This is a genomic window from Amycolatopsis thermalba (assembly GCF_003385215.1).
GTDB lineage: Bacteria > Actinomycetota > Actinomycetes > Mycobacteriales > Pseudonocardiaceae > Amycolatopsis_E > Amycolatopsis_E thermalba.
The window spans coordinates 52,917-77,278 of sequence record NZ_PQHW01000008.1 but is presented as its reverse complement, the minus strand read 5'-3'; the positions used below and the strand labels follow the sequence as shown (position 1 = coordinate 77,278).

21 protein-coding genes and 2 tRNA genes are annotated in these 24,362 nt (G+C 71.9%); 12 read left to right on the top strand and 11 right to left on the bottom strand.

What is annotated here, in order from left to right; genetic code table 11:
* Positions 1-13: 13 nt before the first annotated feature.
* Together boxB and boxC are read right to left on the bottom strand one after the other, a co-directional pair.
* Positions 14-1,432: a benzoyl-CoA 2,3-epoxidase subunit BoxB gene (boxB, locus tag D0D15_RS05715; protein WP_094005706.1), complete on the bottom strand. Its 1,419-nt coding sequence runs from the start codon at positions 1,430-1,432 to the stop codon at positions 14-16.
* 1 nt (position 1,433) lies between these two features.
* Positions 1,434-3,050: a 2,3-epoxybenzoyl-CoA dihydrolase gene (gene boxC, locus D0D15_RS05710; RefSeq protein ID WP_094005705.1), complete on the bottom strand. Its 1,617-nt coding sequence runs from the start codon at positions 3,048-3,050 to the stop codon at positions 1,434-1,436.
* Positions 3,051-3,126: 76 nt separating this feature from the next.
* On the opposite strand from boxC, the gene ilvD reads away from it, so the two are divergent.
* The 4 genes from ilvD to D0D15_RS05690 are packed head-to-tail and all read left to right on the top strand — an operon-like array spanning position 3,127 to position 6,588.
* A complete protein-coding gene (gene ilvD / locus D0D15_RS05705; RefSeq protein ID WP_094005779.1) occupies positions 3,127-4,794 on the top strand; it encodes a dihydroxy-acid dehydratase in 1,668 nt (555 codons plus the stop codon).
* 21 nt (positions 4,795-4,815) lie between these two features.
* Positions 4,816-5,013, top strand: a complete 198-nt coding sequence (locus tag D0D15_RS35835; RefSeq protein WP_143266196.1) for a hypothetical protein — start codon at positions 4,816-4,818, stop codon at positions 5,011-5,013.
* A 40-nt stretch (positions 5,014-5,053) separates the two neighbouring features.
* Positions 5,054-5,707 (top strand): TetR/AcrR family transcriptional regulator, encoded by a 654-nt coding sequence (locus D0D15_RS05695; protein ID WP_094005703.1) that lies wholly within the window; start codon positions 5,054-5,056, stop codon positions 5,705-5,707.
* On the top strand, positions 5,704-6,588 hold the full coding sequence (locus tag D0D15_RS05690; RefSeq protein ID WP_094005702.1) for a TIGR03564 family F420-dependent LLM class oxidoreductase: 885 nt from the start codon (positions 5,704-5,706) through the stop codon (positions 6,586-6,588). Before D0D15_RS05695 ends, D0D15_RS05690 begins: the two co-directional genes overlap by 4 nt.
* On the opposite strand, the gene D0D15_RS05685 is transcribed toward D0D15_RS05690, so the two are convergent.
* From D0D15_RS05685 to D0D15_RS05670, 4 genes are all read right to left on the bottom strand, one after another.
* The gene (locus D0D15_RS05685) at positions 6,585-7,064 is read right to left on the bottom strand and encodes a hypothetical protein (RefSeq protein ID WP_094005701.1); all 480 of its coding nucleotides are present in this window, start codon (positions 7,062-7,064) and stop codon (positions 6,585-6,587) included. The two genes, D0D15_RS05690 and D0D15_RS05685, sit on opposite strands and share 4 nt — an antisense overlap.
* 72 nt (positions 7,065-7,136) lie before the next feature.
* Positions 7,137-8,834 (bottom strand): SelB domain-containing protein, encoded by a 1,698-nt coding sequence (locus D0D15_RS05680; RefSeq protein ID WP_094005700.1) that lies wholly within the window; start codon positions 8,832-8,834, stop codon positions 7,137-7,139.
* Positions 8,822-10,102 carry an L-seryl-tRNA(Sec) selenium transferase gene (gene selA / locus D0D15_RS05675; RefSeq protein ID WP_115944288.1) on the bottom strand — a complete coding sequence of 427 codons (1,281 nt, stop codon included), beginning with the start codon at positions 10,100-10,102 and terminating at the stop codon, positions 8,822-8,824. The genes D0D15_RS05680 and selA overlap by 13 nt, the downstream gene beginning before the upstream one ends.
* Positions 10,103-10,120: 18 nt before the next feature.
* Positions 10,121-10,215: transfer RNA gene (locus D0D15_RS05670), tRNA-Sec, on the bottom strand.
* Between the two features lie 66 nt (positions 10,216-10,281).
* On the opposite strand from D0D15_RS05670, the gene selD reads away from it, so the two are divergent.
* Genes selD through D0D15_RS05655 form a run of 3 tightly spaced genes read left to right on the top strand, consistent with a single transcriptional unit; the run spans position 10,282 to position 13,870 of the window.
* On the top strand, positions 10,282-11,274 hold the full coding sequence (gene selD, locus D0D15_RS05665; RefSeq protein ID WP_094005698.1) for a selenide, water dikinase SelD: 993 nt from the start codon (positions 10,282-10,284) through the stop codon (positions 11,272-11,274).
* Positions 11,275-11,289: 15 nt separating this feature from the next.
* Positions 11,290-13,437: a P-loop NTPase fold protein gene (locus D0D15_RS05660; protein ID WP_115944287.1), complete on the top strand. Its 2,148-nt coding sequence runs from the start codon at positions 11,290-11,292 to the stop codon at positions 13,435-13,437.
* 28 nt (positions 13,438-13,465) lie between these two features.
* Positions 13,466-13,870, top strand: a complete 405-nt coding sequence (locus D0D15_RS05655; RefSeq protein ID WP_094005696.1) for a CoA-binding protein — start codon at positions 13,466-13,468, stop codon at positions 13,868-13,870.
* Between the two features lies 1 nt (position 13,871).
* On the opposite strand, the gene D0D15_RS05650 is transcribed toward D0D15_RS05655, so the two are convergent.
* On the bottom strand, positions 13,872-14,648 hold the full coding sequence (locus D0D15_RS05650; RefSeq protein ID WP_094005695.1) for an SDR family NAD(P)-dependent oxidoreductase: 777 nt from the start codon (positions 14,646-14,648) through the stop codon (positions 13,872-13,874).
* Positions 14,649-14,756: 108 nt separating this feature from the next.
* Here D0D15_RS05650 and D0D15_RS05645 point away from each other — a divergent pair, with 108 nt between their 5' ends.
* From D0D15_RS05645 to D0D15_RS05635, 3 genes are all read left to right on the top strand, one after another.
* On the top strand, positions 14,757-15,863 hold the full coding sequence (locus tag D0D15_RS05645) for a PucR family transcriptional regulator (protein WP_094005694.1): 1,107 nt from the start codon (positions 14,757-14,759) through the stop codon (positions 15,861-15,863).
* 120 nt (positions 15,864-15,983) lie between these two features.
* Complete coding sequence (locus tag D0D15_RS05640) at positions 15,984-17,279, top strand: MFS transporter (protein WP_094005693.1); 1,296 nt, start codon at positions 15,984-15,986, stop codon at positions 17,277-17,279.
* Between the two features lie 207 nt (positions 17,280-17,486).
* The gene (locus D0D15_RS05635) at positions 17,487-18,260 is read left to right on the top strand and encodes an endonuclease/exonuclease/phosphatase family protein (protein WP_233157283.1); all 774 of its coding nucleotides are present in this window, start codon (positions 17,487-17,489) and stop codon (positions 18,258-18,260) included.
* A 40-nt stretch (positions 18,261-18,300) separates the two neighbouring features.
* Here D0D15_RS05635 and D0D15_RS05630 read toward each other — a convergent pair whose 3' ends face one another.
* From D0D15_RS05630 to D0D15_RS05620, 3 genes are all read right to left on the bottom strand, one after another.
* Positions 18,301-18,738 (bottom strand): ester cyclase, encoded by a 438-nt coding sequence (locus D0D15_RS05630; RefSeq protein WP_094005692.1) that lies wholly within the window; start codon positions 18,736-18,738, stop codon positions 18,301-18,303.
* 305 nt (positions 18,739-19,043) lie between these two features.
* A complete protein-coding gene (locus D0D15_RS05625) occupies positions 19,044-20,144 on the bottom strand; it encodes a Glu/Leu/Phe/Val family dehydrogenase (RefSeq protein WP_094005691.1) in 1,101 nt (366 codons plus the stop codon).
* Positions 20,145-20,157: 13 nt separating this feature from the next.
* Entirely contained in the window at positions 20,158-20,970 is an 813-nt protein-coding gene (locus D0D15_RS05620; protein WP_198958238.1) for an HpcH/HpaI aldolase/citrate lyase family protein, read from the bottom strand.
* A 332-nt stretch (positions 20,971-21,302) separates the two neighbouring features.
* Between D0D15_RS05620 and D0D15_RS05615 the strand changes: the two genes are divergently transcribed.
* Together D0D15_RS05615 and D0D15_RS05610 are read left to right on the top strand one after the other, a co-directional pair.
* Positions 21,303-22,139: an HpcH/HpaI aldolase/citrate lyase family protein gene (locus tag D0D15_RS05615; protein ID WP_094005689.1), complete on the top strand. Its 837-nt coding sequence runs from the start codon at positions 21,303-21,305 to the stop codon at positions 22,137-22,139.
* Positions 22,140-22,404: 265 nt separating this feature from the next.
* A complete protein-coding gene (locus D0D15_RS05610) occupies positions 22,405-23,694 on the top strand; it encodes an ArsB/NhaD family transporter (RefSeq protein WP_094005688.1) in 1,290 nt (429 codons plus the stop codon).
* Between the two features lie 490 nt (positions 23,695-24,184).
* Here the strand turns inward: D0D15_RS05610 and D0D15_RS05605 are convergent.
* Positions 24,185-24,257: transfer RNA gene (locus tag D0D15_RS05605), tRNA-Thr, on the bottom strand.
* Between the last annotated feature and the right edge of the window lie 105 nt (positions 24,258-24,362).

Here is a 24,362-nt window from a genome sequence, read left to right as displayed (position 1 = left end):
CCCTTCGCAGGATTCACAGGTACACGTACTCGTAGTCGAACGGCTTCCCGTTGATGCCCTGCCGCGGCGGCGCGACCCAGCTCGCGATCTTGCCCCGCTCGTACACCGGGTGCATGAGCGAGCGGACGAACGCCAGGTCCTCGTCGGTGGGCAGCCAGTGCCTGCGGCTGCGCTCCCAGGTCGCTTCGTCCACGATCGTCCCGTCCGGCGTGATGTGGTGGCCGGAGTTTATGCCGACTTTCCGGTTGAAACCAGGGTGCGGCAGGCGGAACCGGAAGTCGATGCCGGCCTCGGCGAGGATCTTGTTCCACCGCTTGACCCCGGATTCGCAGTCGGCGATGTACTCGGTGCGCAGGTCGAGGTTGAGCAGCAGGATCTTCTGCATCTCCTCGGTGGTCCAGGTGCCGTCGTCCTGCGGTTTCTCCAGCAGCGCCGCGTCTTCGGTCAGCTGGTGGTCGTCCTTGCGGCGGGTCTCCATCCAGCGGCCCTTGAGGCCGGAGGTGTAGTAGTTGGCCGCGTTGGTCGACGTCTCGCTGCCGAACAGGTCGAGCGAGACGGTGTAGTGGAAGTTCAGGTAGCGCTGGATGATGTCCAGCGGGATGCCGCCGTGCGCGGCGATGTCCATGGTGTCGTGCTCGCGGATCAGCTCGGCGCTGCGCGTGACCACCCGGTCGACACCGGTGGTGCCGACGAACATGTGGTGCGCCTCCTCCTTGAGCATGAACTCGCAGGTCCGCGACAGCGGGTCGAACGCGGACTCCTTGAGCGTGCCCAGCTGGTACTTGCCGTCGCGGTCGGTGAAGTAGGTGAACATGTAGAACGCGAGCCAGTCCGCGGTCTCCTCGTTGAACGCGCCGAGGATGCGCGGCGTGTCCGGGCTGCCCGAGTTGCGGTAGAGCAGCGCTTCGGCCTCCTCGCGGCCCTCCTTGCCGAAGTAGGCGTGCAGCAGGTAGACCATCGCCCACAGGTGACGGCCCTCCTCCACGTTGACCTGGAAGAGGTTGCGCAGGTCGTACAGGCTGGGCGCGGTCAGGCCGAGCAGCTTCTGCTGTTCCACCGACGCCGGCTCGGTGTCGCCCTGGATGACGATCAGCCGTTGCAGGTCGGCGCGGTACTCGCCGGGCACCTGCTGCCACGCCGGCTCGCCGCGGTGCTCGCCGAAGGCGATGCGGCGGTCCGGGTCGCGCTCGGACAGGAAGATGCCCCAGCGGTAGTCCTGCGGCACGACGTGGTCGAAGTGCGCCCAGCCCTCGCGGCCGACGCTGACCGCCGTGCGCAGGTACACGCCCTGCGTCTCCAGCGCCGGGCCCATCTCGGCCCACCAGTGCATGAACTTCGGCTGCCAGCCCTCCAGCGCCCGCTGCAGGCGCCGGTTGTCGGACAGCTCCACGTTGTTCGGGATCTTGGCGTCGTAGTCGATCCTGGTCGGCATCTCACACCCGCTTGCGGTCGAAGGTCGCCTTCTGGCCCGTGCCGTAGCGGCGCAGCGCGCCGTCCGGGCCCGAGGCGTTCGGTCTCGTGAAGATCCAGTTCTGCCAGGCCGTCAGGCGGCCGAAGATCTTGGTCTCGATGGTTTCCGGGCCGACGAACCGGTGGTTGGCCTCCATGCCGGTGAGCGCGTCCGGCGACAGCGCGGCGCGCCCCTCCAGCACGATCCGGATCTCGTCCTCCCAGTCGATGTCGTCCGGGGCCTCGGTGACCAGGCCCAGCTCGACGGCCTCGCCCGCGGACAGGCGCCGGTCGCGTTCGCGTTTGAGCCAGTCGAGGTGGTCGTGCTCGCCGTAGAACCGGGATTCCAGGCGGGACAGGCCGTTGCCCATCGGGAACGCGCCGAAGTTCGCGTCCGACAGCACGAGGCACGCGCGCTCCTCGCTGTCCTCGTCGTCGATCGGAGGGCCGTCCAGCATGTACTGGCGGTCGCAGGCCAGCGCCAGTTCCAGCAGCACCCCGGCGAAGCAGCTGCCCGGTTCGATCAGGGCGATGAGGCTGCGGCTGGTGACGTCGAGCCGTTTCAGCGTGCGCTTGTAGTAGTGCAGGATTTCGTTGGACAGCCAGTCGGAACCGGTGAGCACCTCGCGTTCGGCGGCGAGCACGGCGTCCGGGTCGCCCTCGGTGCGGAAGACCCAGGTGCCCAGCTCGGGTTCGTTGGTGCGCAGGCGCAGGATGAGGTCGTCCAGCTCGCGGGTCATCGCGAGCAGCCAGCCGTCCCCGTGTGGCCCGTGGACGGTGATGGTGACGACGCCGGCGGCCCGGTCCAGCTCGGCGGTGGTGTTCGGGTAGGTGATGCGGTCGTCGTCTTCGGTGCGGTCGAGCGGTTCGAGCACGATGCCCTGCGCGTCCTGCGGACGGTTGCTGCGGGCGGCGAGCTCCCGGGCGCGTTGCTCGACGACCGCGCGGAACTCCTGGCGCGGGACCAGCTCGTCGACCAGTCGCCAGTCGACCGCCGTTCGGCCCTTCACGCCGTCCGGGCGGGTGGCGAACACGTCGGCGCGGTCCTTGCGGACGCGGCGCTTGTCGGTGACCCGGGTGAGGCCGCCGGTGCCGGGCAGCACGCCGAGCAGCGGCACCTCGGGCAGCGCGACGGTCGAGGAGTTGTCGTCGACCAGCAGGATCTTCTCGCAGGCCAGGGCGATCTCGTAGCCGCCGCCGGCGCAGCTGCCGTTGACCGCGGCGAGGTAGGTCTGGCCGGAGTTCTCGGTGGCGTCCTCGATGCCGTTGCGGGTCTCGTTGGTGAACTTGCAGAAGTTCACCTTCCACTCGTGCGAGGAGCCGGCCAGCATCCGGATGTTCGCGCCGGCGCAGAACACCTTGTCCTTGGCGCTGGTGAGGATGACCGCGCGCACCTCGGGGTGCTCGAAGCGCAGCCGCTGGACGGCGTCGTACAGCTCGATGTCGACGCCCAGATCGTAGGAGTTGAGCTTGAGCTCGTAGCCGGGAACCAGGCCGCCGTTCTCGTCGACGTCCATCTCCAGCCAGGCCAGCGGCGGCTCGATGCGGAGCCGCCAGTGCCGGTAGGAATCCGGTCGCCGATCGAATGACACCGTCGTCATGACTTCGATTCTCTACAACTTGCTCTCGGTCGTCAACGTTGTGTAGATAATGGATCTCCGGCCTATCGTGCTCACCATGGCTGACCTCAAACCCCGGTCGCGGGACGTGACGGATGGGCTGGAACGCGCGGCGGCGCGGGGCATGCTGCGTGCGGTCGGAATGGGCGACGAGGACTTCGCCAAACCGCAGATCGGCATCGCCTCGTCATGGAACGAGATAACACCGTGCAACCTGTCCCTGCAACGGCTGGCGCAGGCGAGCAAACAGGGGGTGCACGCCGGCGGCGGCTTCCCGATGGAGTTCGGCACGATCTCCGTCTCCGATGGGATCTCGATGGGCCACGAGGGCATGCACTTCTCGCTGGTGTCGCGGGAGATCATCGCCGATTCGGTGGAGACCGTGATGGAGGCCGAGCGGCTGGACGGCGCGGTGCTGCTGGCCGGCTGCGACAAGAGCCTGCCCGGGATGCTGATGGCCGCCGCCCGTCTGGACGTCGCCGCGGTGTTCCTCTACGCCGGGTCGATCCTGCCGGGCAACGTCGACGGACGCGAGGTGACGATCATCGACGCGTTCGAGGCCGTCGGCGCGTGTGCCCGCGGGCTGATCTCGCGCGCGGAGGTCGACAAGATCGAACGCGCGATCTGCCCTGGCGAGGGCGCGTGTGGCGGCATGTACACGGCCAACACGATGGCCTGCGCGGCGGAGGCGCTGGGCATGTCGCTGCCCGGGTCGGCCAGCCCGCCGTCGGTGGACCGGCGGCGGGACCGGTTCGCGCGGGAGAGCGGCGAGGCCGTGGTCGGGATGCTCGCCGCCGGGATCACCGCGCGGGACGTGCTGACGCGCGAGGCGTTCGAGAACGCGATCGCCGTCGTGATGGCGCTGGGCGGGTCGACCAACGCGGTGCTGCACCTGCTGGCGATCGCGCACGAGGCGCAGGTCGAGCTGACGCTGGACGATTTCACCCGGATCGGTGACCGGGTGCCGCACCTGGCCGACGTCAAGCCGTTCGGGCGGCACGTGATGACCGCGGTGGACCGGGTCGGCGGGGTGCCGGTGGTGATGAAGGCCCTGCTCGACGCCGGTCTGCTGCACGGCGACTGCCTGACGGTGACGGGCAAGACGCTGGCGGAGAACCTGGCCGAGCTGGCGCCGCCGGAGCTGGACGGCGAGGTGGTGCGGAAGCTGTCGAACCCGATCCACCCGACCGGCGGGCTGACGATCCTGCACGGCAGCCTCGCGCCGGAAGGTGCGGTGGTGAAGAGCGCCGGGTTCGACTCGTCGCGGTTCGAGGGCACGGCGCGCGTGTTCGACGGGGAGCAGGCGGCGATGGACGCTTTGCCGACACTGCAGCCCGGCGACGTGGTGGTGATCCGGTACGAGGGGCCGCGCGGCGGGCCCGGGATGCGCGAGATGCTGGCCGTGACGGGCGCGATCAAGGGCGCCGGGCTGGGCAAGGACGTCCTGCTGCTCACCGACGGGCGGTTCTCCGGCGGGACCACCGGGTTGTGCATCGGGCACGTCGCCCCGGAAGCCGCGCACGGCGGCCCGATCGCTTTCGTCCGCGACGGCGACCCGATCGTGCTGGACATGGAGACGCGGACGCTCGACGTGGGGATTTCCGCCGAGGAACTGGAGGCGCGGCGCGCCGGCTGGGAACCGCCGGAGCTGCCGCGCCGGACGGGCGTGCTGGCGAAGTACGCGCGGCTGGTCGGGTCCGCGGCCCAGGGCGCGATCTGTTCCTAGCGGCAGCCGACGAACTGCCGGATGCCGTGCAGCCCTTCCAGACCTCGCACCTGCGGAACGCCGCTCACCGAGCTGACGCCGGGCGCGTGCCTGACGATCCCGCTCGGCACGACCTTCCAGTTCCGCGCGGGCCCGGACGGCCTGGAGGTCGTCGCGGCCACCGCCCCACCCTGGCCCGGCACGCCGGACGAGGCCACTCCGACGACCGGACACTGCTGACCGTTGACTGAAATTCAAAATCAGTCATAAGATCACCGGCATGGATCGGCGGGAGCGGGCGGAACGCATCCTCGACGTGGCCGCCGGCCTGCTGCTGCGCTGGGGCTACCAGAAGGTGACCGTCGACGACGTGGCCGAGCGGGCCGGTATCGGCAAGGGCACCGTCTACCTGCACTGGAAGTCGCGGCAGGACCTGTTCCGCGCGGTGTTCCGGCGCGAGCTGGCCGCGGCCGCCGACGAGCTGGTGGCCGCGATCCGCGCGGACCCGCGCACGGTTCTGCTGCACGAGCTGACCCGCGTGAACTTCGAGTCGGTCGCCGGCCGTCCCCTGCTGCGCGCCCACGTGCGCGCCGATCCCGCCGTGCTCGGCAAGCTGGCTCGCGACCGGGCGGAGTCGCGGCACGACGAGGCTTTCGCCGATTACCTGCGGCTGCTCGCCGAGCACGACCTGGTGCGCACCGACCTGCCGTTCGACGACCTGCGCTACGCCTGGCACGCCACGCTCGAAGGCTTCTTCCTGTCCCCGCCGCACCCGGGCGCCGCGGATCTGCTCGCCGCGACCGTGCGCGGCGCCTTCGAACCGGCGGCCGAACCGGACCCGGCGGTGCTGGCCGAGCTGGCGCCCCGGGTCGCCGACCTGTTCACCGAGATCGGGAACCAGCACCGCGCCGCCTACGAAGGGGGAAAACCATGAGGATCGGCCTGATGGTCGACACCGCGAGCAAGACCATCGACGACATCGTCGCGGCGGCGCGCTCCGGGCTGCCCGCCCTATGGCTGGGCCAGCGGTTCAGCTGGGACCCGCTGACCGCGCTCGCCGTGGCCGGGCGAGAGGTGCCCGGGATCGAACTGGGCACCGCGATCGTGCCGACCTGGCCGCAGCACCCGATCACGCTGGCCACGCGGGCGCTGAGCACCCAGTCGGTCACCGGCAACCGGCTCAGCCTCGGCGTCGGGCTCAGCCACCCGGTGATGATCGAGGACCAGTACGGCCTCTCCTACGACAAGCCGGCGCGGCACCTGCGCGAGTACCTGACCGCCCTGGGCCCGCTGCTGCGCGGGGAATCCGTTGCCTACCAAGGCGAAACGCTGGCCGCGCGGGCACAGGTGGAGGTCACCGGCGCGCAGCCGCCCGCCCTGCTGGTGTCCGCGCTCGGCGACCTGACGTTGCGCATCGCGGGTGAGCTGGCGGACGGGACCATCACCACCTGGGCCGGACCGCGGACGCTCGGCGACCACATCGTCCCGAAGATCCGGGAAGCCGCGGCGGGACGGGCGGAACCACGGGTGGTCGCCGGCGTGATCGTGGCGGTGACCGACGATCCGGCCGCGGTCCGCGCGCGGATCACGCGGGAGTACGGCATGGCCGCGACGATGCCCGCGTACCGCGCGGTCCTCGATCGGGAGGGGGTGCGGGAGGTCGCGGAGACGGTCGTCGCCGGGGACGAGGATGCGCTCGAACGGCAGCTCCGGCGCCACCTGGACGCCGGAGCCACCGAATTCGCCGCCGCGCTCGCCGGGTCACCGGCGGAGCAGGCCCGCACGCTGGAACTGCTGCGGAGCCTGAACCGCTAGTACCGGTCGGTCGTGTACGGGGTGCCGCTCTCGATGCTGGGGCTGACGCGCGGGTCGCGGCCCTCCTGACCAGGCACCGGGGAGACGACCGGGTCGTTCAGCGAATGGTCCGCGGGGCGCGGGGTGTTCATCCGCGTGTTGATCTGCTCGACGACCTGTTCCTCGCGCTGACGCGACAGCACGGCGATCGTGATGCCGTGGGCCAGCGCCAGTACCAGCAGGAACACGCCGACGCGTCCCACGATCGCCGTCGGCGTGGTGCCGCCGGGGAAGTCGATCGTCGAGATGAGCGCGAGCACACCCAGCGTCGCGATGTGGAACAACACCGCGACCAGCCGGGCCATGGACGCCCCCGATTCCGATTCGCCCTGCCCGTTCGCCAGGTACCGCTTCCCGCTGTGGTAGACGAACTGGCCGTCGACCAAGACGATCAGCGCGCCTATCACCAGGAAGGCCACATAGGCGTTCGTGTCCATGACGAGCTCCTCTCCTCACCGTGAGTCGAGTACCCGTCACGCTTCCGAGCGAAACCCGCGTGTCGCTCCAGCTCAGCGCAGGTGGCGGCGGGAATCCGCGCCCTGGACCGTGATCCCGCGGGCGTCGAGCAGCTCCAGCAACGGCACCGCCGCCCGGCGGGTCGTGTCCAGGGCGCGCCGGGCCTCGCTGACCGTGAACGGCTGCGGCAGCGTCACCAGCGCCTCCGCCGCGCGGGCCGGCGCGTCCGGACCGAGGAACACACCCTCCCCGATCCGGACCAGCCGTCCCGCCCGCACCGCCGCCGCCAGCTCGCGCTGGCCCAATCCCAGTTCCGCGAGCTCGTCGGCCTCGGGAGCGCGGAACGGATGTGCCCGGAACCGCTCGTCCAGCCGCCCCAGTGCCGACAGCACCCGCGCCGGCAGCCCCGCACCCGGGCGCCGCACGATCCCTTCGGTGATCTCCAGCCCCGTGCCGTCCAGCGCGGCCGGCACCAGCTCGGCCGCGGGCAGGCCCACCACCTGCCGCAGCGCCTCCACCGGCATCCCGGCCGCCACCGGATGACGAGATGACCACTCGTCGAACCGCGACAGGGCCTTCTCGCGCGCCCGGGTGAGCGCGTCGCCATCCACGACCCACTCGCCGATCCGCTTGCCGGCCAACGGAAAGCCCATCGCGCGCAGCTCGCTCGCACGCGCGATCGGCGGTGGCGGCACCCGCCCGGACGCCAGCTCCGCCGCCCGCGCCCGCCCGGCCCCGCGACGCCCCAGCGGCGGCGGCCGCACGTCCAGCACCGTGATCCCGGCCGCGATCCGGTGCTCGCCCGGGTCCCGCAGCAGCCCGGTGTCCCCGATCCGCAGCGGCAACGCCACGCGCAGCCGCAACCGCGCCGCGTCCGTCCCGAGTGGACGGACGTGCACCGGTACCGCCGCCGCGCCCAGGTGCAGCACCAGCTCCCGGTGCAACTCCCCCTGCGCGCGCACCGCCACGTCCACCTCCGACGTGTGCACCCACGCGCCGGGCGTCAGCAACGCGTCCCCGCGCCGCACCCGGTCCCGGTCCACGCCACGCAGGTTCACCGCGACCCGCGCCACCGCGGTCACCTCGGTCTCCGCCTCCCCGAGCGACTGCAGGCCACGCACGCTCACCCGCTCGCCGCCCAGCTCCAGCTCGTCCCCGGCGCGCAGGGTGCCGCCCGCGAGCGTCCCGGTCACCACCGTCCCGGCGCCGCGGACAGTGAACGCCCGGTCCACCCACAGCCGCACGTCCGCCGCCGGATCCGGCGCGGGCAGCCGGTCGACCAGCGTGCACAGCGCCCGCCGCACCGGCGCGAGGTCGCCGCCGCGCCCGATCGACACCGCGTCGACCCGGCCCAGCACCGCCAGGTGGGAAAGCGCTTCCTCCGCCGCCGGCCCCGGATCGGCGAGGTCGGCCTTCGTCACGACCAGCAGGGCGTGCCGGACGCCGAGCGCCGCCAGCGCCGCCAGGTGCTCGGCCGACTGCGGCATCCAGCCCTCGTCCGCGGCGACCACGAACACCACGGCCGGCACCGGTCCGACCCCGGCGAGCATGTTCGGCACGAACCGCTCGTGCCCGGGCACGTCGACGAACGCCAGCCGCCGCCCGTCGATCTCCGTCCACGCGAACCCCAGCTCGATCGTCAGCCCCCGCCGCTGCTCCTCCGCCAGCCGGTCGGGCCAGGTGCCGGTGAGCCGCTCGACCAGCGTCGACTTGCCGTGGTCGACGTGCCCCGCGGTCGCTACGACGTACACGCGCGCACCGCCGCGAGCAGCAGTTCGTCCTCGTCCGGGCCGACCGTGCGCAGGTCCAGCAGGCACCGGCCGTGCTCGACGCGGCCCACCACCGACGGCGTCCCGGTCCGCAGCGGCTCCGCGCACGACTCGGGCAGGCTCACCGCGACCGACGGCAGCTCGACCCCGGGCGCGCCACCGCCACCGACCGCCGCCCGGCAGGACACCACGCTCGCGCCGGGAATCCGCGCGGCCAGCGCTTCCGCCCGGCGGCGCAGCTCCGCGACATCGGCGACCAGTGCCCGCGCGACCGGCGGTTCCGGCCCGCGCAGGGTCGCCTCCAGCGCGGCGAGGGTCAGCTTGTCGACCCGCAGCGCCCGGGCGGCGGGATGGCGGCGCAACCGCTCCACCAGGCCGGCCGAGCCCAGCAGCAACCCGGCCTGCGGGCCGCCGAGGAGCTTGTCCCCGCTCGCGGTCACCAGATCGGCGCCGTCGCGCAGGGCGGTGGTCGCGTCCGGTTCGTCCGGCAGGACCGGGTGCGGCGCCAGCAGCCCGGACCCGATGTCGACGACCAGCGGCGCCTCCAGCGTGGCGAGCTCACGCACCGACGCCTCCGCGGTGAAGCCGGTGACCCGGAAGTTCGACGGGTGCACCTTGAGCACGAACCCGGTGTCCGGGCCGAGCGCGGCCGCGTAGTCGCGCAGGCTCGTCCGGTTCGTCGTGCCGACCTCGCGCAGCCGCGCGCCGGTGGACGCCAGCAGTTCGGGGATGCGGAACCCGTCGCCGATCTCGACCAGCTCGCCGCGGCTGATCACGATCTCCCTGCCGGGCGCGAGCGCGGACGCGGCCAGGAGCAGGGCGGCGGCGTTGTTGTTCACCACGTGCACCCCGCCCGCGGCCGGCACCGCGTCGGCGAGCGCGGCCAGCGCACCGCGGCCACGGCGCGCGCGGCGGCCGGTCGCGAGGTCGAACTCGACGTCGGTGCTCCGCCCGGCCGTGACCACCGCGTCCAGCGCGGCCCGCGACAACGGCGCCCGGCCCAGGTTGGTGTGCACGACGACGCCGGTCGCGTTGACCACCGGCCGCAGCGTGGTGGCTGCCACCGGCAGCGCCGCGATGGCCTGCTCGGCGACCTGTTCCGGCTCGATCTCCCCGGCGCGGGCGCGGTCGTGCGCCGCCACCACCGCGGCCTTGACCAGGGCGCGGCCGAGCACGCGCTCCGCCTCGGCCAGGCGCGGGTGCGCGAGCAGCACGTCGGTACGCGGCACGCGGCGACGGGGGTCCGCCACTCCTCGCTCCTCCCTGGGTGGCGGAGGCGGACGGGAATCGAACCCGCCAGCGACAGCGCCTGCCGCTCAACGGTTTTGAAGACCGCGCCGGCCACCAGACCGGATACGCCTCCCTGCGGGATACCCCATGATCGCAACTTCGCGCGGCCGCCGCAGCGCGAAGGCGGCACGATGAGGGCATGGGCCATCGACTCACGCAGTACGCGCACGGCGGCGGGTGCGCGTGCAAGATCCCGCCCGGCGAGCTGGAGGACGTGGTGCGCGGGCTGGTCGGCAGGCGGCCGTCCGATCCGGTGGGCGAACTGGTGGTGGGCCTGGACGACGGGGACGACGCCGCCGCGGTGCGGATCTCCGATGGGCTCGCGCTGATCGCCACCACCGACTTCTTCACCCCGGTGGTCGACGACGCCTACGACTGGGGGCGCATCGCGGCGGCCAACGCGCTGTCCGACGTCTACGCGATGGGCGGCCGCCCGGTCGTGGCGGTCAACCTGCTGGGCTGGCCGCGGGAGGTGCTGCCGTTCGAGCTGGCGGCCGAGGCGCTGCGTGGCGGGGCGGACATCTGCGCCGACGCCGGCTGCCACCTCGCCGGCGGGCACAGCGTCGACGACCCGGAGCCGAAGTACGGGCTCGCGGTGACCGGCGTCGGCGACCCGGACCGCCTGCTGCGCAACGATTCCGCCCGGCCGGGGATGGCGTTGTCGCTGACCAAGCCGCTGGGCATCGGCGTGCTGAACTCCCGGCACAAGGCGACCGGCGAGCGTTTCCCCGACGCCATCGACGTGATGACCACCCTCAACGCCCCGGCCGCCCGGGCCGCGCTCGACGCCGGTATCCCGGCCGCGACCGACGTGACCGGCTTCGGCCTGCTCGGGCACCTGTACAAGATGGCGCGCGCCAGCGGGGTGACCGCCGTCGTGGACGCCGCCGCGGTGTCCTATGTGGAGGGAGCACGGGCGGCGCTGGCGGCGGGTTACGTCAGCGGCGGCACGCGACGCAACCTCGACTGGGTCCGGCCGCACACCGACCTGTCCGCGGTGCGCGAGGAGGAGGCCCTGCTGCTGGCCGACGCCCAGACCTCGGGCGGCCTCCTGCTGGCCGGCGAGATCCCGGGCGCCCCGGTGATCGGCGAGTTCGTCCCCCGCGGGGAGCACGTCGTGGTGGTGCGCTGATCTAGTCTGATCGCCGTGGGGGACGACGGGCTGATCGCGAACGTCCTGGTGACCGACGACGCGCGTGAGCTGCTCGCCGCCGAGCGGATCCCGGTGCGGGAGGCGCACGAGGCGCTGGCCGGGGACCCGGAGCTGCGGGAACGGCTGGACACCGAACGCGCCACCTTCCTGCGCGACCCTGCCTTCCAAGGCGTGATCGCGTCGCGCCTGCCCGGGCACCGGCCGGCCGACCTCCGGCTCGCCGCCGCCTTCGCCGTGGTGTTCGGCTACCACCTGCTGCTGGTCCGCGCGTGGCCGAACCTGCCGTGGGGGTTCGCCGTGTTCGGGGTCGCCGCCTACCTCGCCGTGCTGGCGATCGCCTGCCGCATCGGGTACCGCTGGATCGCGCCGCTGCGGCGGCTGTTCCGCCGCGTCGGCACGCTGCCGGTGGAGGACCTCTGGCGCGTGTACGCGGTCGAGCGGATCGTGTGGCCGGCCCTGGTCCGGTTCGTCGAGGCGAAGCGGACTCCGCCGGACAGCACCCAGTTCACCTACCGCGCGGTCGACGGTCTGCACGCCGAATCCCCCACCGCGACCCCGGTGATCACGGGCGCCGGGGAGCGGTTGCGCACCGCCGTCGCGCGGTCGGCGACCGGGGCGATCGCGCTCGCCGGGCACCGCGGCGTGGGCAAGACCACCGCGATCCGGTTCGTCGCCGACGGGGTGCTCGGTGATCCGGACCGGCCGCCGCTCGCGGTGATCGCCTCCGCGCCCGCCCGCTACGACGCCCGCGACTTCGTCCTGTACCTGCACGCCCTGCTGTGCAAGGAGGTCATCACCCGCACCCACGGCACCGGCCGGCCACGACGCTGGGCGACCTTCGCGCGCCTGGTGGCCCCGGTCCGGCGGCGGGAGCGGGCCGCGCAGCTGGTCCGCTCCCTGCTCGCCCACCTCGTGGCCATCGCGGTGCCGGTGCTGCTCGGGGCGTGGGCGTGGGGCCGGCCACCGCTGCGGTTCGTCACCGATCCGCCCCCGCTGTTCACCGGCCTGACCGGCTGGCGGATCGCCGTCCTGGTGCCCGCCGCGCTGGTCGCGCTCGTGGTCGTGGTGGACCTCGCCGCGTCGGTGTGGCGGACGGCGCGCGGGCTGCGTCCGGCGCGGCGGGCCGACCCGCGCCTGCGCGAGCTGCGGGCGGTCGCCGGGCAGCAGCTGCGCCGCATCCGGTTCCTGCAGACCTACACCACCGGCTGGTCCGGCAAGCTCACCCTGCCGCTCAAGGGCGAGGCCGGGTGGACCCGCTCCACGCAGAGCGCCGAGCAGCAGCTCAGCTACCCGGAGGTGGTCGACGAGTTCCGCGCCTTCGCCGAGTACGCGGCCGGCGTGCTGCGGGCCGCGCACGTGACCGACCGGCTGGTGATCGCGATCGACGAGCTGGACAAGATCGCCGAGCCGGAGAAGGCCCAGGAGCTGATCAACGACATCAAGGGCGTCTTCGACGTGCCCGGCTGCCTGTTCCTGGTGTCGGTGTCCGACGACGCGATCGTCTCGTTCGAGCGCCGCGGCATCCCGGCGCGGGACGCGTTCGACAGTGCGTTCTCCGAGATGGTCCGGCTGGACAACTTCACGCCGGACGACACGCGCGCCTGGATCAGCCGCCGCGTGCCCGGGTTGCCGGAGCAGTTCGTCTGCCTGTGCCACTGCCTGTCCGGCGGCCTGCCCCGCGACCTGCGGCGCACCGTCGTCGAACTGCTCGACCTCCCCGCCGGACAGCCGTTGAGCGCCGTCGTCGAGCTGCTGGTCCGGCGCGAGCTGGACCGCAAGGCACACGCGTTCACCGGAGCCGCGCGCACCGTCGAGCCCTCGCCCGAGCGGTCGAGCCTGATCGCGGACCTGGTGCGCATCCCGGCCGTGCGCGGGCCCGGCGAACTGCGTGCGCTGGCGGCGAGGATCACCTCGGGCGAGGGGCTGGCGGCGCTGCGCGCGCAGGCCGCCGCGTACCTGCTGTTCAGCGCGACGATCCTGGAGGTGTTCACCGACGACCTCACCCGTGACCGGCTGTACGGCGTGCCCGGCGGCGAGCCGCAGCTGCTCGCGCTGGCCCGGCAGCAGATGGCGTTCGACCCGCGGGTGTCGATGGACCTGCTCGCCTCGGTCCGCGCCGCCCGCGGGCTCGCGGTGGAATAGCGCCTGCTCGCCGGGGGTTTCACGAGGTATGGCCGACCTAGCCGAAGAAGTCCTGAAAGCCGCGAAGACCATCGCCGTGGTGGGGCTGAGCCGCGACCCGGCGAAGGCCGCGCACTCGGTCCCGGCCGCGATGCAGGCCGCCGGATTCCGGGTGATCCCGGTCCACCCCTCGGCGGACGAGCTCCTGGGCGAGAAGGTCTACCGGACCCTGGCCGACATCCCGGAACCGGTGGACCTCGTCGACGTGTTCCGGCCGTCGCGCGAGGCACCCGGCGTGGCGGAGCAGGCGGTCGCCATCGGGGCGAAGACGCTGTGGCTGCAGCAGGGCATCGTGTCGGCGGAGGCCCGGCGCATCGCCGAGGGCGGCGGGCTGAACTACGTCGAGGACCGGTGCATCGCGGTGGTCCGCGCCCTCGGCCGCATCCGGAAGTGACTCACGCGCACCGCGCGGTCAGCCCGCCGTCCACCGGCAGGCACACCCCGTTGACGTAGGCCGCCTCGTCCGAGGCGAGGAACACCGCCGCGGCGGCCACGTGCCACGGGCTGCCCATCCGTCCCGTCGGGCTGGCCGCGTGCCGCCGCGCCAGCTCAGCGGGGTCGGCCGCGATGCCACGCGTCACCAGGGGCGTCTCGATCAGGCCGGGCAGGATCGCGTTCACCCGGATCCCGCTCGCGGCGTAGTGCAGCGCCAGCGACACCGTCAGCTGGTTCACCGCCGCCTTCGCCGCGCTGTAGGCCGGGTAGACGTAACCGGTGTCCCGGATCGAGGCGATCGACGAGACGTTCACGATCGCGCCGCCGCCGGCCGCGAGCATCCGCGGCACCACGTACTTGCAGGTCAGGAACACCGGCCGGAGGTTCACCGCCAGCGCGGCGTCCCACTCCGGCAGGGACAGGTCCACCACGTCCCCCACCCGGGTGGCGCCGACGTTGTTGTGCAGCACCGACGGCGGCCCCAGCACCGAGGCGGCCTCGACGGCAGCGGCGACCTGCGCTTCGTCCGTGACGTCCGCGGTCAGCGCCACGGCCGAACCGCCCGCCGCCGCGATGTCCGCGGCCGTGCGCTCCGCCTCCGTGGCGCGGATGTCGATCGCCGCGACCCGCGCCCCCTCCCGCGCGAACGCGAGCGCCGCCGCCTTGCCGTTGCTCATCCCGTCGCCGCTGGAGCCCGCGCCGAAGACGAGCGCCACCTTGCCGTCCAGTCTCCCCATGCGCCGCAGTATCGGCACGCCACCGGCCCACCGGGAACCGCCGGGCGTCGAAGATCGCCCGGCGGCCGTTCCGAAAACCAGAGAAACGGGCTGGTGGATCATGTATCCATGGTCGAGAGCGAACTGCAGCGGAAGGTCGACGCGCTCGCCGAAGCCCTCGGCCGGTCGGTGGCGATCAACGATCCGTCGGTCCGGCTGCTCTGCGCGAGCAGGCACTTCGGCGACGAGGACGCCGTGCGGGTGCGGGCGATGCTGCAGCGCAGCGCGGGCAGCGAGGCGATCGGTCACATCCTCGCGCAGGGGGTGACCCGCTGGACCGGCCCCGGCGTCATCCCGCCACGCCCCGACCTGGACATGCTCGCCCGCGTCAGCATGCCGCTGCGCTGGCGCGGCACCCTGCTCGGCCTGCTGATGGTCATCGACCCGGACGGCTCGCTCACCGCCGCCGACCTGGCGGCGATCAAGGCCGCCGCCGAACCCATGGCCGCCCTGCTGTACCGGGACTTCCTCGTCGCCGACTCCGAACGCGCGGCCCGCGAGGACAACCTCCGCAAGCTGCTCAGCGGCGAGCCGGCCGACCGTGCCGGCCTCGCGCACGACTCCGCGACGGTGCTGATCGCCGAGGTCATCGACGGGGAGAGCGCCTGGACCGAGGTCGCCCTGCGCACCGCGCTGGAGGCCGCCACCCGTGGGCGCGAACCGTCCTTCTACGTCTCCGGTCACCAGGGCGTGCTGCTGGGCGGCGGCGATCCGGAGATGATCGTCCGGCAGGTTCAGGACGTGCTCGGTGGCTCCGCGCGCTGCGTGGCCGGCATCGGCAGCGGCGGCCGCCCCTGGATCGCCCGGGATCGCGCCGCCACCGCCGTCCGGGCCGCGGCGACGCTGCCCCGGTTCGGCGGCATCGCGCGCTGGGAGGACCTCGGCGCCTACGCGACACTCCTGCAGATCCCCGCCCCGGCCCGCGCCCAGCTGCCGGAACCGCTGCTCGACCTGCTCGCGCAGGACACCAGCGGCCGGCTGGTGGAAACCCTCGCCGCCTACCTCGACCACGCCGGGTCGAGCCTGGACACCGCCGCCGCGCTGCACATCCACCGCACGTCGCTGTACTACCGGCTGCACCGGATCGAGGAGATCACCGGCCTCGACCTCGGCGACGGGGAGCACCGCCTCACCCTGCACCTCGGCCTGCGGCTGCTCCCCCTGGTGCGGGACTGACCTGGCCGTTTCGACAGGATGAGGAAAGACGGCCGGCAAAACCCGACCACCGTAGGTCGTCAGCGGGCGGGGTGGCACCGATACTCCGACCCGGATCACCAGGCCCCGAAGGAGCAGCCGATGAGTACCGCCGCGCAGACGTCCGCCGCCCCGGTGTCGGCCTCGCGCATCGCTGTCGCCAGCTTCATCGGCACGGCCATCGAGTTCTACGACTTCTACCTCTACGGCACGGCCGCGGCGCTGGTGTTCGGGCACCAGTTCTTCCCTACGTTCTCCGCGCTCGCCGGCACGCTGGCGGCGTTCGCGACCTTCGGCGTCGGGTTCATCGCGCGACCGGTCGGCGCGGTGGTGTTCGGGCACTTCGGCGACCGGGTCGGGCGCAAGGCGATGCTCGTCGCGTCGCTGCTGGTCATGGGCACCGGCACGGTCGCCATCGGGGTGCTGCCGACCTACGGCGCGATCGGCATCGGCGCGCCGATCCTGCTCGTGCTGTGCCGGTTCCTGCAGGGCTTCGGGCTCGGCGGCGAATGGGGTGGCGCGGTGCTGCTGGCCACCGAGTACGCGCCGCGCAACCGCCGCGGGCTGTGGTCGAGCTTCCCGCAGATGGGCCCGGCGATCGGGTTCATCATCGCCGGCGGCGCGTTCCTGGTGCTGGGCCAGACGATGTCGCAGGAGTCGTTCGACGACTGGGGCTGGCGGATCCCGTTCCTGGCCAGCTCGCTGCTGATCGTCATCGGCTACTACATCCGGATGAAGATCGCGGAGACGCCGGTCTTCGAGCGCGCGATGGCCGAGCACGACAAGGCGAAGGTGCCGATCGTCGAGGTCGTGCAGCGGCAGCCGAAGACGTTGTTCCTGAGCACGTGCGCGTTCATCCTGGCGCACACGCTCTTCTACACGATCACCACGTTCTCGCTGTCCTACGGCACGACGGTGCTGGAGCTGGACAAGAACATGCTGCTGATCTGCGCGATGATCAGCGCGCTGGTGATGGGCCTGGCGACCCCGCTGCTCGCGACCTGGTCGGACCGGGTCGGCCGGCGTCGGGTGTGCCTGGGCGCCGCGGTGCTCGCGGTGGTGTGGGCGTTCCCGATGTTCGCGTTGATCAACACGGGCGAGCCGGTGCTGATCGCGCTCGCGATGGCCGTCGGGATGATCGCGTTCGCCGCGTTGTTCGCCCCGATGGGCGCGTTCCTGCCGGAGCTGTTCGCGACCCGCTACCGCTACACCGGCGCGTCGATCGCGTACAACGCCAGCGGCGTGATCGGCGGCGGGGTGAGCCCGATCCTGGCCACGCAGCTCATCGCCTCGACGGGTTCGTCCCTGCCGGTTTCCGGGTACGTCGCGCTGATCGCGGTGATCTGCGCGGTGTGCGTCTGGTTCCTGCGCGAGACCCGGGGCACCGAACTCGAGTGAGATCGACGCGCGTTGTTCGCCCGGGTGTTGCCTGACGGTCGGCGCCGCCACACGCGGAACGGACAAAGTGCGCCACATGTCTGACATCACTCGAAGGGGTGCACTTGGTCTCGCCGGCGCGGGTGCGGTGACGCTGATGACCGCGAACGGGCGCAGGCCCGGACCGACGAGGCGGTCATCGGCCGCGCGTCCGGCGACACCCTGCACGTGACCACGTTCAACATCCGCCTGGACACCAAGGCCGCGCCGGGCACGCCGGACTCGTGGACCGACCGGCGGCCGGTGATCGCGCGGTTCCTGGAGATCGAGCAGCCGACCGTGCTGGGCATCCAGGAGGGCCTGTACCACCAGGTCAAGCAGATCGCGGCCGACCTGCCCAAGCACTACGAGTGGATCGGGCTGGGCCGTGAGGGCGGTGGGCGCGGCGAGTTCATGAGCATCTACTACGACACCCGCCGCGTCGAGCCGATCGACTTCGACCACTTCTGGCTGTCCGACACGCCGTACGTGATCGGGTCGAAGACCTGGGGCAACAACGTGGTGCGCATGGTGACCTGGGTGCGGTTCCGGGATGCCCGCACCGGCAAGGAGTTCGTGCACGTCAACACGCACTTCGACCACCAGTCGGAGAACGCGCGGCAGCGCAGCGCGGCCCTGGTGCGCGACCGGATCGCCGGCTTCGACCCGGCGCTGCCGGTGGTGCTGACCGGCGACTTCAACACCCCGGCGGACTCGGTGTCGTACCGGACGCTGGTCGAGGGCGGGCTGTCCGACACGTGGCGCACCGCGGCGAAGCAGCTGACGCCGGAGTGGGGCACGTTCCCGAACTACCGCGAGCCGGTGCTGGGCGCCAACCGCATCGACTGGGTCCTGGCGAACTCGCGGGTGTCGGTCCTGGCGGCGGCGATCAACACGTTCCGCGTGGACGGCCGCTACCCGTCCGACCACGTGCCGGTGCAGGCGCTGGTGCGGCTGCGCTGAGGCTGGTGGGCGCTGCACGGACCGCGCAGCGCCCACCACTTCAGCCCGCCGTCTCCCGCGGCGCCATCTCCGAGATGATGCCGAGCTGCTGCAACGCGCCCAGCAGGTCGTAGTTGACCCACATCTCGACCAGGCGGTCGTCGGCCCACTTGCCGCACATCATGCCGGTCATCACGTACGTCTTGCCGGTGGCGGGCAGGCCGCGGAACTCCGCCCGCGACGTGCCGCCCACCGTGAACCGCATCGCGCACAGGTCGCCGTCGACGAGCACGTCGTGGATGTCCATGTGCAGGTCGGGGTTGGCCGTGCGCAGGTCGCTGACCTGGCGCTTGAACCCGGCCACCCCGTCCACCTCGAAGTTCGGATCGTGGAACGTGCAGTGCGGCGCGCAGAGGTCTTCGCAGGCGTCGAGCTCGCCCTGGTTCCACGTCAGGTCCAGCACGCGGCGCAAGCGCTCCCGCCGCTCGTCGGAAGTCATCGAGCTGCCTCCTTCCGGCCGCGCCCGAGCGGGCGGCGCCCGCTGACTCCTGCCGCGGCCGCGTCCCGCAGTGGACACCCGCGGCGCGCATGGCGGCCAGAGGATTTGGGCTCTTCATCGCCCCACCCGGGCGGTGGTGTCCGATGCGGCGCACGGCCAGCGCCAGTGGCCCGAGGCTGTGGGTGGCCGGGCTGAGCACCCACGCCCAGCGCCCGACCACCACTTTCCGCGTCGCGGGTCGCTTCCGCATGGCACCTCCGCTCGGGCCCGGCCAGTGCCGGAAGTCGCCCCGCCGGCGGGCGGTGTTACCCGGTGCCCGTGGGTGCCTCGACCCGCTCCCGGGCCCGTGCGGTGCGCTGTCGTGCCTCCGCCATCCGGCGTTCCGCGACCCGGTCCGCCGCCGCGGCAGGCGGCAAGCCCTCCTCGTCGGCCAGTTCCAGCACGTACCGCGTCGCTTCGAAGATCTTCGCGGCGCGGCGTTTGGCCCGCTGGAAGGTGAACCCGTGCAACTCGTCCGCCACCTGGATGACCCCGCCGGCGTTCACCACGTAGTCCGGCGCGTACAGCACGCCGCGATCGTGCAGCTCCTTCGCGATTCCCGGCTCGGCGAGCTGGTTGTTGGCCGCGCCGCAGACGATCTCCGAACCCAGCAGTCCCACCGCCTGTTCGTCGAGGACCCCGCCCAGGGCGCAGGGTGCGAAGATGTCCGCCTTCGTGCGCATGAGGGCAGGCCCGTCGACCGCGGCGCGGATCTCGGGACGAGCCAGGCGCAGGCGCCGCACCGCCTCGTCGTCGACGTCGTGGACGACCACCCGCGCGCCCTGCTCGACGAGGAGTTTGGCGAGCAGCGATCCGACTTTGCCGACACCCGAGACCGCGATCCGCAGCCCCTTCACCGACGGCGTGCCCCACCGGTACTCGGCGCACGCGAGCATCGCTCGGTAGACCCCGAACGCCGTCAGCACCGACGAGTCGCCGGCACCACCGTCGGCTCGTGAGCGGCCGAGGACGTAATGCGACTCCTGAGCTGCGACGTCCATGTCCCGCACTGTGGTGCCGACATCGCAGGCGGTGATGTACGTGCCGTGCAGAGACTCGACGAACCGGCCGTACGAACGCAGGAGGGCGTCTGACTTGTCCACTCGCGGGTCGCCGATGATCACGGCCTTGCCGCCACCGTGGGGAAGCCCGGCCACGGCGTTCTTGTAGGCCATGCCCTTGGCCAGCTCGAGAACGTCGGCCAGCGCGGCTTCCTCCGACGGGTACGGGTGGAACCTGGTCCCGCCCAACGCCGGTCCGAGCGCGGTCGAATAGATGGCGATGATCGCCCGCAACCCCGACTCGCTGTCCTGGCAGAACACCACCTGCTCGTGTCCTGACCGACGTTCGAACACGCCCTGGTGCATCCGACCTCCCCGGCTAGCAACCGGCCTGCGCCAGCAACCGCTTGGCCCGGTCGATGATCGGTTTGCCGACGATCTGGTTGTCCACGGCCTTGATCGAGCCACCGCTGTCCGCGGCGGCGAGAACCCGGCGGGCCCACTCGATCGCCTCGGGCGAGGGCGTGAAGACCGCGTTGACCACGTCGACCTGCCTGGGGTGCAGACAGACCTTGCCGGTGAAGCCCAGCTCCGCCGCATGTGTCGCGTCGGCGGTGATCACGTCCCGGTCGGTGAGGTCGAGCGTCGCGCCGTCGATGGGGGGCACGATCCCGGCGGCCGCGGACCCGAGCACGACCTGCGCGCGGGCGTGGACCAGCGACGCCTGGTGCGCCGGGTCCAACCCCAGCTCACTCCCGAGATCGGCGTTCCCGAACGCGGCCCGGACCACGCCTGGCACGGAGCAGATCGACTGCGCGTTGAGCACTCCCGCCGCGGTCTCCAGGATCGCGATCACGCACGAACCAGGCGCGAGCGCGCGGACCAGGTCGACCACCTGACCGGGGTGGGTGATCTTCGGCAGCATCACCGCTGCCTGCCGCTCCGCGAGCATCGCGACGTCGTCGGAGTACCAGGAGGTGTCGGCGTCGTTGATCCGGACGATGCCCTGTCCGCCACCGGCGAGCCACTCGGCGACGTTCTTGCGCGCGACGGGCTTCTCGTCGGGACCGACCGCGTCCTCCAGGTCGAGGACGATGGTGTCGGCGGTGGTCGCGGCCGCCTTGTCGAAGCGGTCCGGCCGGTGGCCAGGCACGAACAGCACCGATCGCGCCCGTGCGAGGGATTCGGACATCGCCGTCATGACACAACCTCCGTCGGGATTTCCGTTGATACCGAAGAATGTCATCGCGAGATTTCCGCGGGCCATGGAGTCGAGTTTCGTTCCACCGACTCCGAGCGCGTCACCGCAGCTCGAACACCCAGAGTCGGCCACGGTGAATTCAACCGACACATTCCGGGAAATGTCGGCCGTCGATTTTCGCGAACGTTTCCCGGAACCGATTTCAACCGATCCGCCCGACGCGTCCGACCGCAACGCGGCTTGTCCCACCACGTGTCGCGCACCTACCATCGTTTCAATAGACGGCATGATCAGTTCGCTGACCGGTTCGAAGGGGTTTGCCGATGAACGAGCACCGAGACAGGGACTTCTCGGCGGATTTCGGCCGGATCGCCTCCGCGCGCACCATCCTGTTCGTACCCGGCGATCGCCCGGACCGGTTCGGCAAGGCCGCGACCAGCGGCGCGGACGGCATCGTCCTCGACCTGGAGGACGCCGTCGCACCCGGCCGCAAGGACGAGGCCAGGGAGAACGTCCGGCAATGGCGGGCCACGGGCGGGCCGGGCCTGGTACGCGTGAACGACGCGACGAGCCCTTGGTACGAGGACGACGTCGCCGCCCTCAAGGACGGGCCCTGCTCGGTCGTGCTGCCCAAGGCCACGGGACCGGACCAGGTCCGCGACCTGATCGATCGCCTGCCGGAGGGTTCCTGCGTGGTGCCAACGCTGGAAACGGCCGCGGGCATCCTCGAGGCACGGGCGATCTGCTCGGTGCCGGGAGTCGTCCGCGTCGCGTTCGGCAACGGGGATCTCGCGCAGGAGCTGGGCGTCGACCACGGCGATCATCTCGGGCTGGCGCACGCTCGGTCGGCCGTCGTCCTCGCGTCTGCCGCGGCGGGGGTCGCACCCCCGCTCGACGGCGTCACTATCGCCATCCGGGACGAACGCAAGCTCGTCGAGGACACCCGGCACGCCGCGCGGCTCGGCTTCACCGGCCGGATGTGCATCCACCCGGCCCAGATCTCCGTGATCCACGAGGTCCTCGCCCCGACCGAGGAGGCCCTCGCGTGGGCGCGCGGAGTGCTCGAATCGGCCACCGACGGCGCGAGCACCGATGTGCACGGCAACATGATCGACAAGCCGATCGTCGAACGTGCCCGGCGCCTGCTCGAACACGGCTGAGCCGCCCCTGGTGTCCCGCCGGTGAGCGAGGTCACCCTCGTTTGCCCCGCCCGCCTCCGTACGGCATTTTTACGGGCGGCGCGCCGGGAAGTCTGGTCGGCACACCCGTCCCCAGCAGGGCCGGGCGGTCGGTCGACGGCAGGAGTGGCTCGGTGGTGCTCGTCAGGATTCCGGCAACGACCGGGGACCCCGCTGGTCGCGTCGAATTCGTGCGCTCTCGCGGCGGCCCGGTTGCTGGGGCTGGCTCCGCGCCAGGCGGTGCGCGGTGACCGTGCTCGCGATCGCCGTGTTCGCGGTGGCGTACCTGCTCATCGCGACGGAACGCATCCCGAAGACGGCCGCGGCGCTGGGCGGCGCCGGGATCGTGCTGGCGGCCGGCGTGGTCGGCTCGGACGAGGCGTTCTACTCGCACGACACCGGCGTCGACTGGGACGTCATCTTCCTGCTGCTCGGGATGATGATCATCGTCGGGATCCTGCGCCGCACCGGTGCCTTCGAGTTCACCGCGATCTGGGCGGTCAAGCGCGCGCAGGGCTCGCCGCTGCGGGTGATGGTCCTGCTGGTGCTGCTCACGGCCGTGGCGTCGGCGTTCCTGGACAACGTCACCACCGTCCTGTTGATCGCGCCGGTGACGCTGCTGGTCTGCGACCGGCTCGGGATCAACCCGGTGCCGTTCCTGATCGCGGAGGTGTTCGCGTCGAACATCGGCGGCGCCGCGACGCTGATCGGCGATCCGCCGAACATCATCATCGGCAGCCGGGCCGGGCTGACGTTCAACGACTTCCTCGTCCACATGGCGCCGATCGTGGTGGTCGAGGTCGCCGTGTTGGCACTGGTGCTGCGGTGGCTGTTCCGCGGCTCGTTCGACGCCGACCCGCAGCGCATCGCCGAGGTGCTGACCCTCTCCGAGCGCGAAGCCATCCGTGACAAGCGGCTGCTGGTCAAGTGCGGCGTCGTGCTGGCGCTGGTGTTCGCCGGCTTCATCGGGCACTCGGTGTTCCACCTGGACCCGTCGGTCGTGGCGCTGCTGGGTGCCGGGATCCTCGTGCTGGTCTCGGGCAGCCGGCCGAAGGACTACCTGGCCGCGGTCGAGTGGGAGACGCTGCTGTTCTTCGCGGGCCTGTTCATCATGATCGGAGCGCTCGTGCACACCGGCGTGATCGGCCACCTGGCGCGACTCGCGGCGGACGCGACCGGCGGGAACGCCCTGCTGGCCGTGATGCTGATCCTGGTGGTCTCCGCGGTGCTCTCCGGGATCATCGACAACATCCCCTACGTGGCGACGATGAGCCCGCTGGTCGCGGGCATGGTGGCGGACCTGCCGGACCCCGGGCAGGGCCAGGCGCTGTGGTGGGCGCTGGCGCTGGGCGCGGACTTCGGAGGCAACCTGACAGCGATCGGCGCCAGCGCGAACGTGGTGATGCTGGGAATCGCCGCGCGCGAGGGAACGCCCATCACGTTCTGGGAGTTCACCCGCAAGGGCGCGGTGGTCACGCTGATCACCGTCACCCTCGCGGCGCCGTACCTGTGGCTGCGGTACTTCCTGCTGGCGTGAGGCCGGGGTGCCCAAGCCAGCCGAGGCGAGCGAGACCGCGGGAATGCCTTTTGATCATCTGCTCCTGCCGGTGCCGGAGGGCCTGTCCTCGGCTGCGGAGCAGCGCGACCCGCTGCAGGCAGTCCTCGCCGCCACCGTGCGCACGTCCGTGGTCCCCCTGCTGACGCAGGGACGGTTGGCAACCTCGCCTCATCCACGGCGGTGCCTGCGGCAGGAAGGCACCAAGCCGGCAATCTGCAACAGCTCCACGTCGCACTCCGCGTCTCGCGCCGAAGATCGAAGAGGCCGAGATCGAACCTCTGACCGTCGACGACGCGATGGCGATCTTCGGCGTCGGCTCGCGGGCGGCGAAACGGCGTGCGCGGTGGGGCGAGGCCATCGGCACCGACAAACGACGAGCCGGCCGCCGCTTCGGTACCGGAACGAACCACTGAGACGGGCCCGGACCAGGGTGTTTCCCACCACAGGGGAACACCCTGGTCGGCCGGGGAGCCGACTAGGGGGCTCGAACCCCTGACCTGCTGTTTACAAGACAGCTGCTCTACCAGCTGAGCTAAGTCGGCCTGATCGGGGTCATCCTAGCAACCGCTGCCGGGCCCTCCGGTTTCGTGGATGATCGGCGGAGTGGTGCACGCCACGGTTGCCCCTTTGCAACGACCGGCTTGATC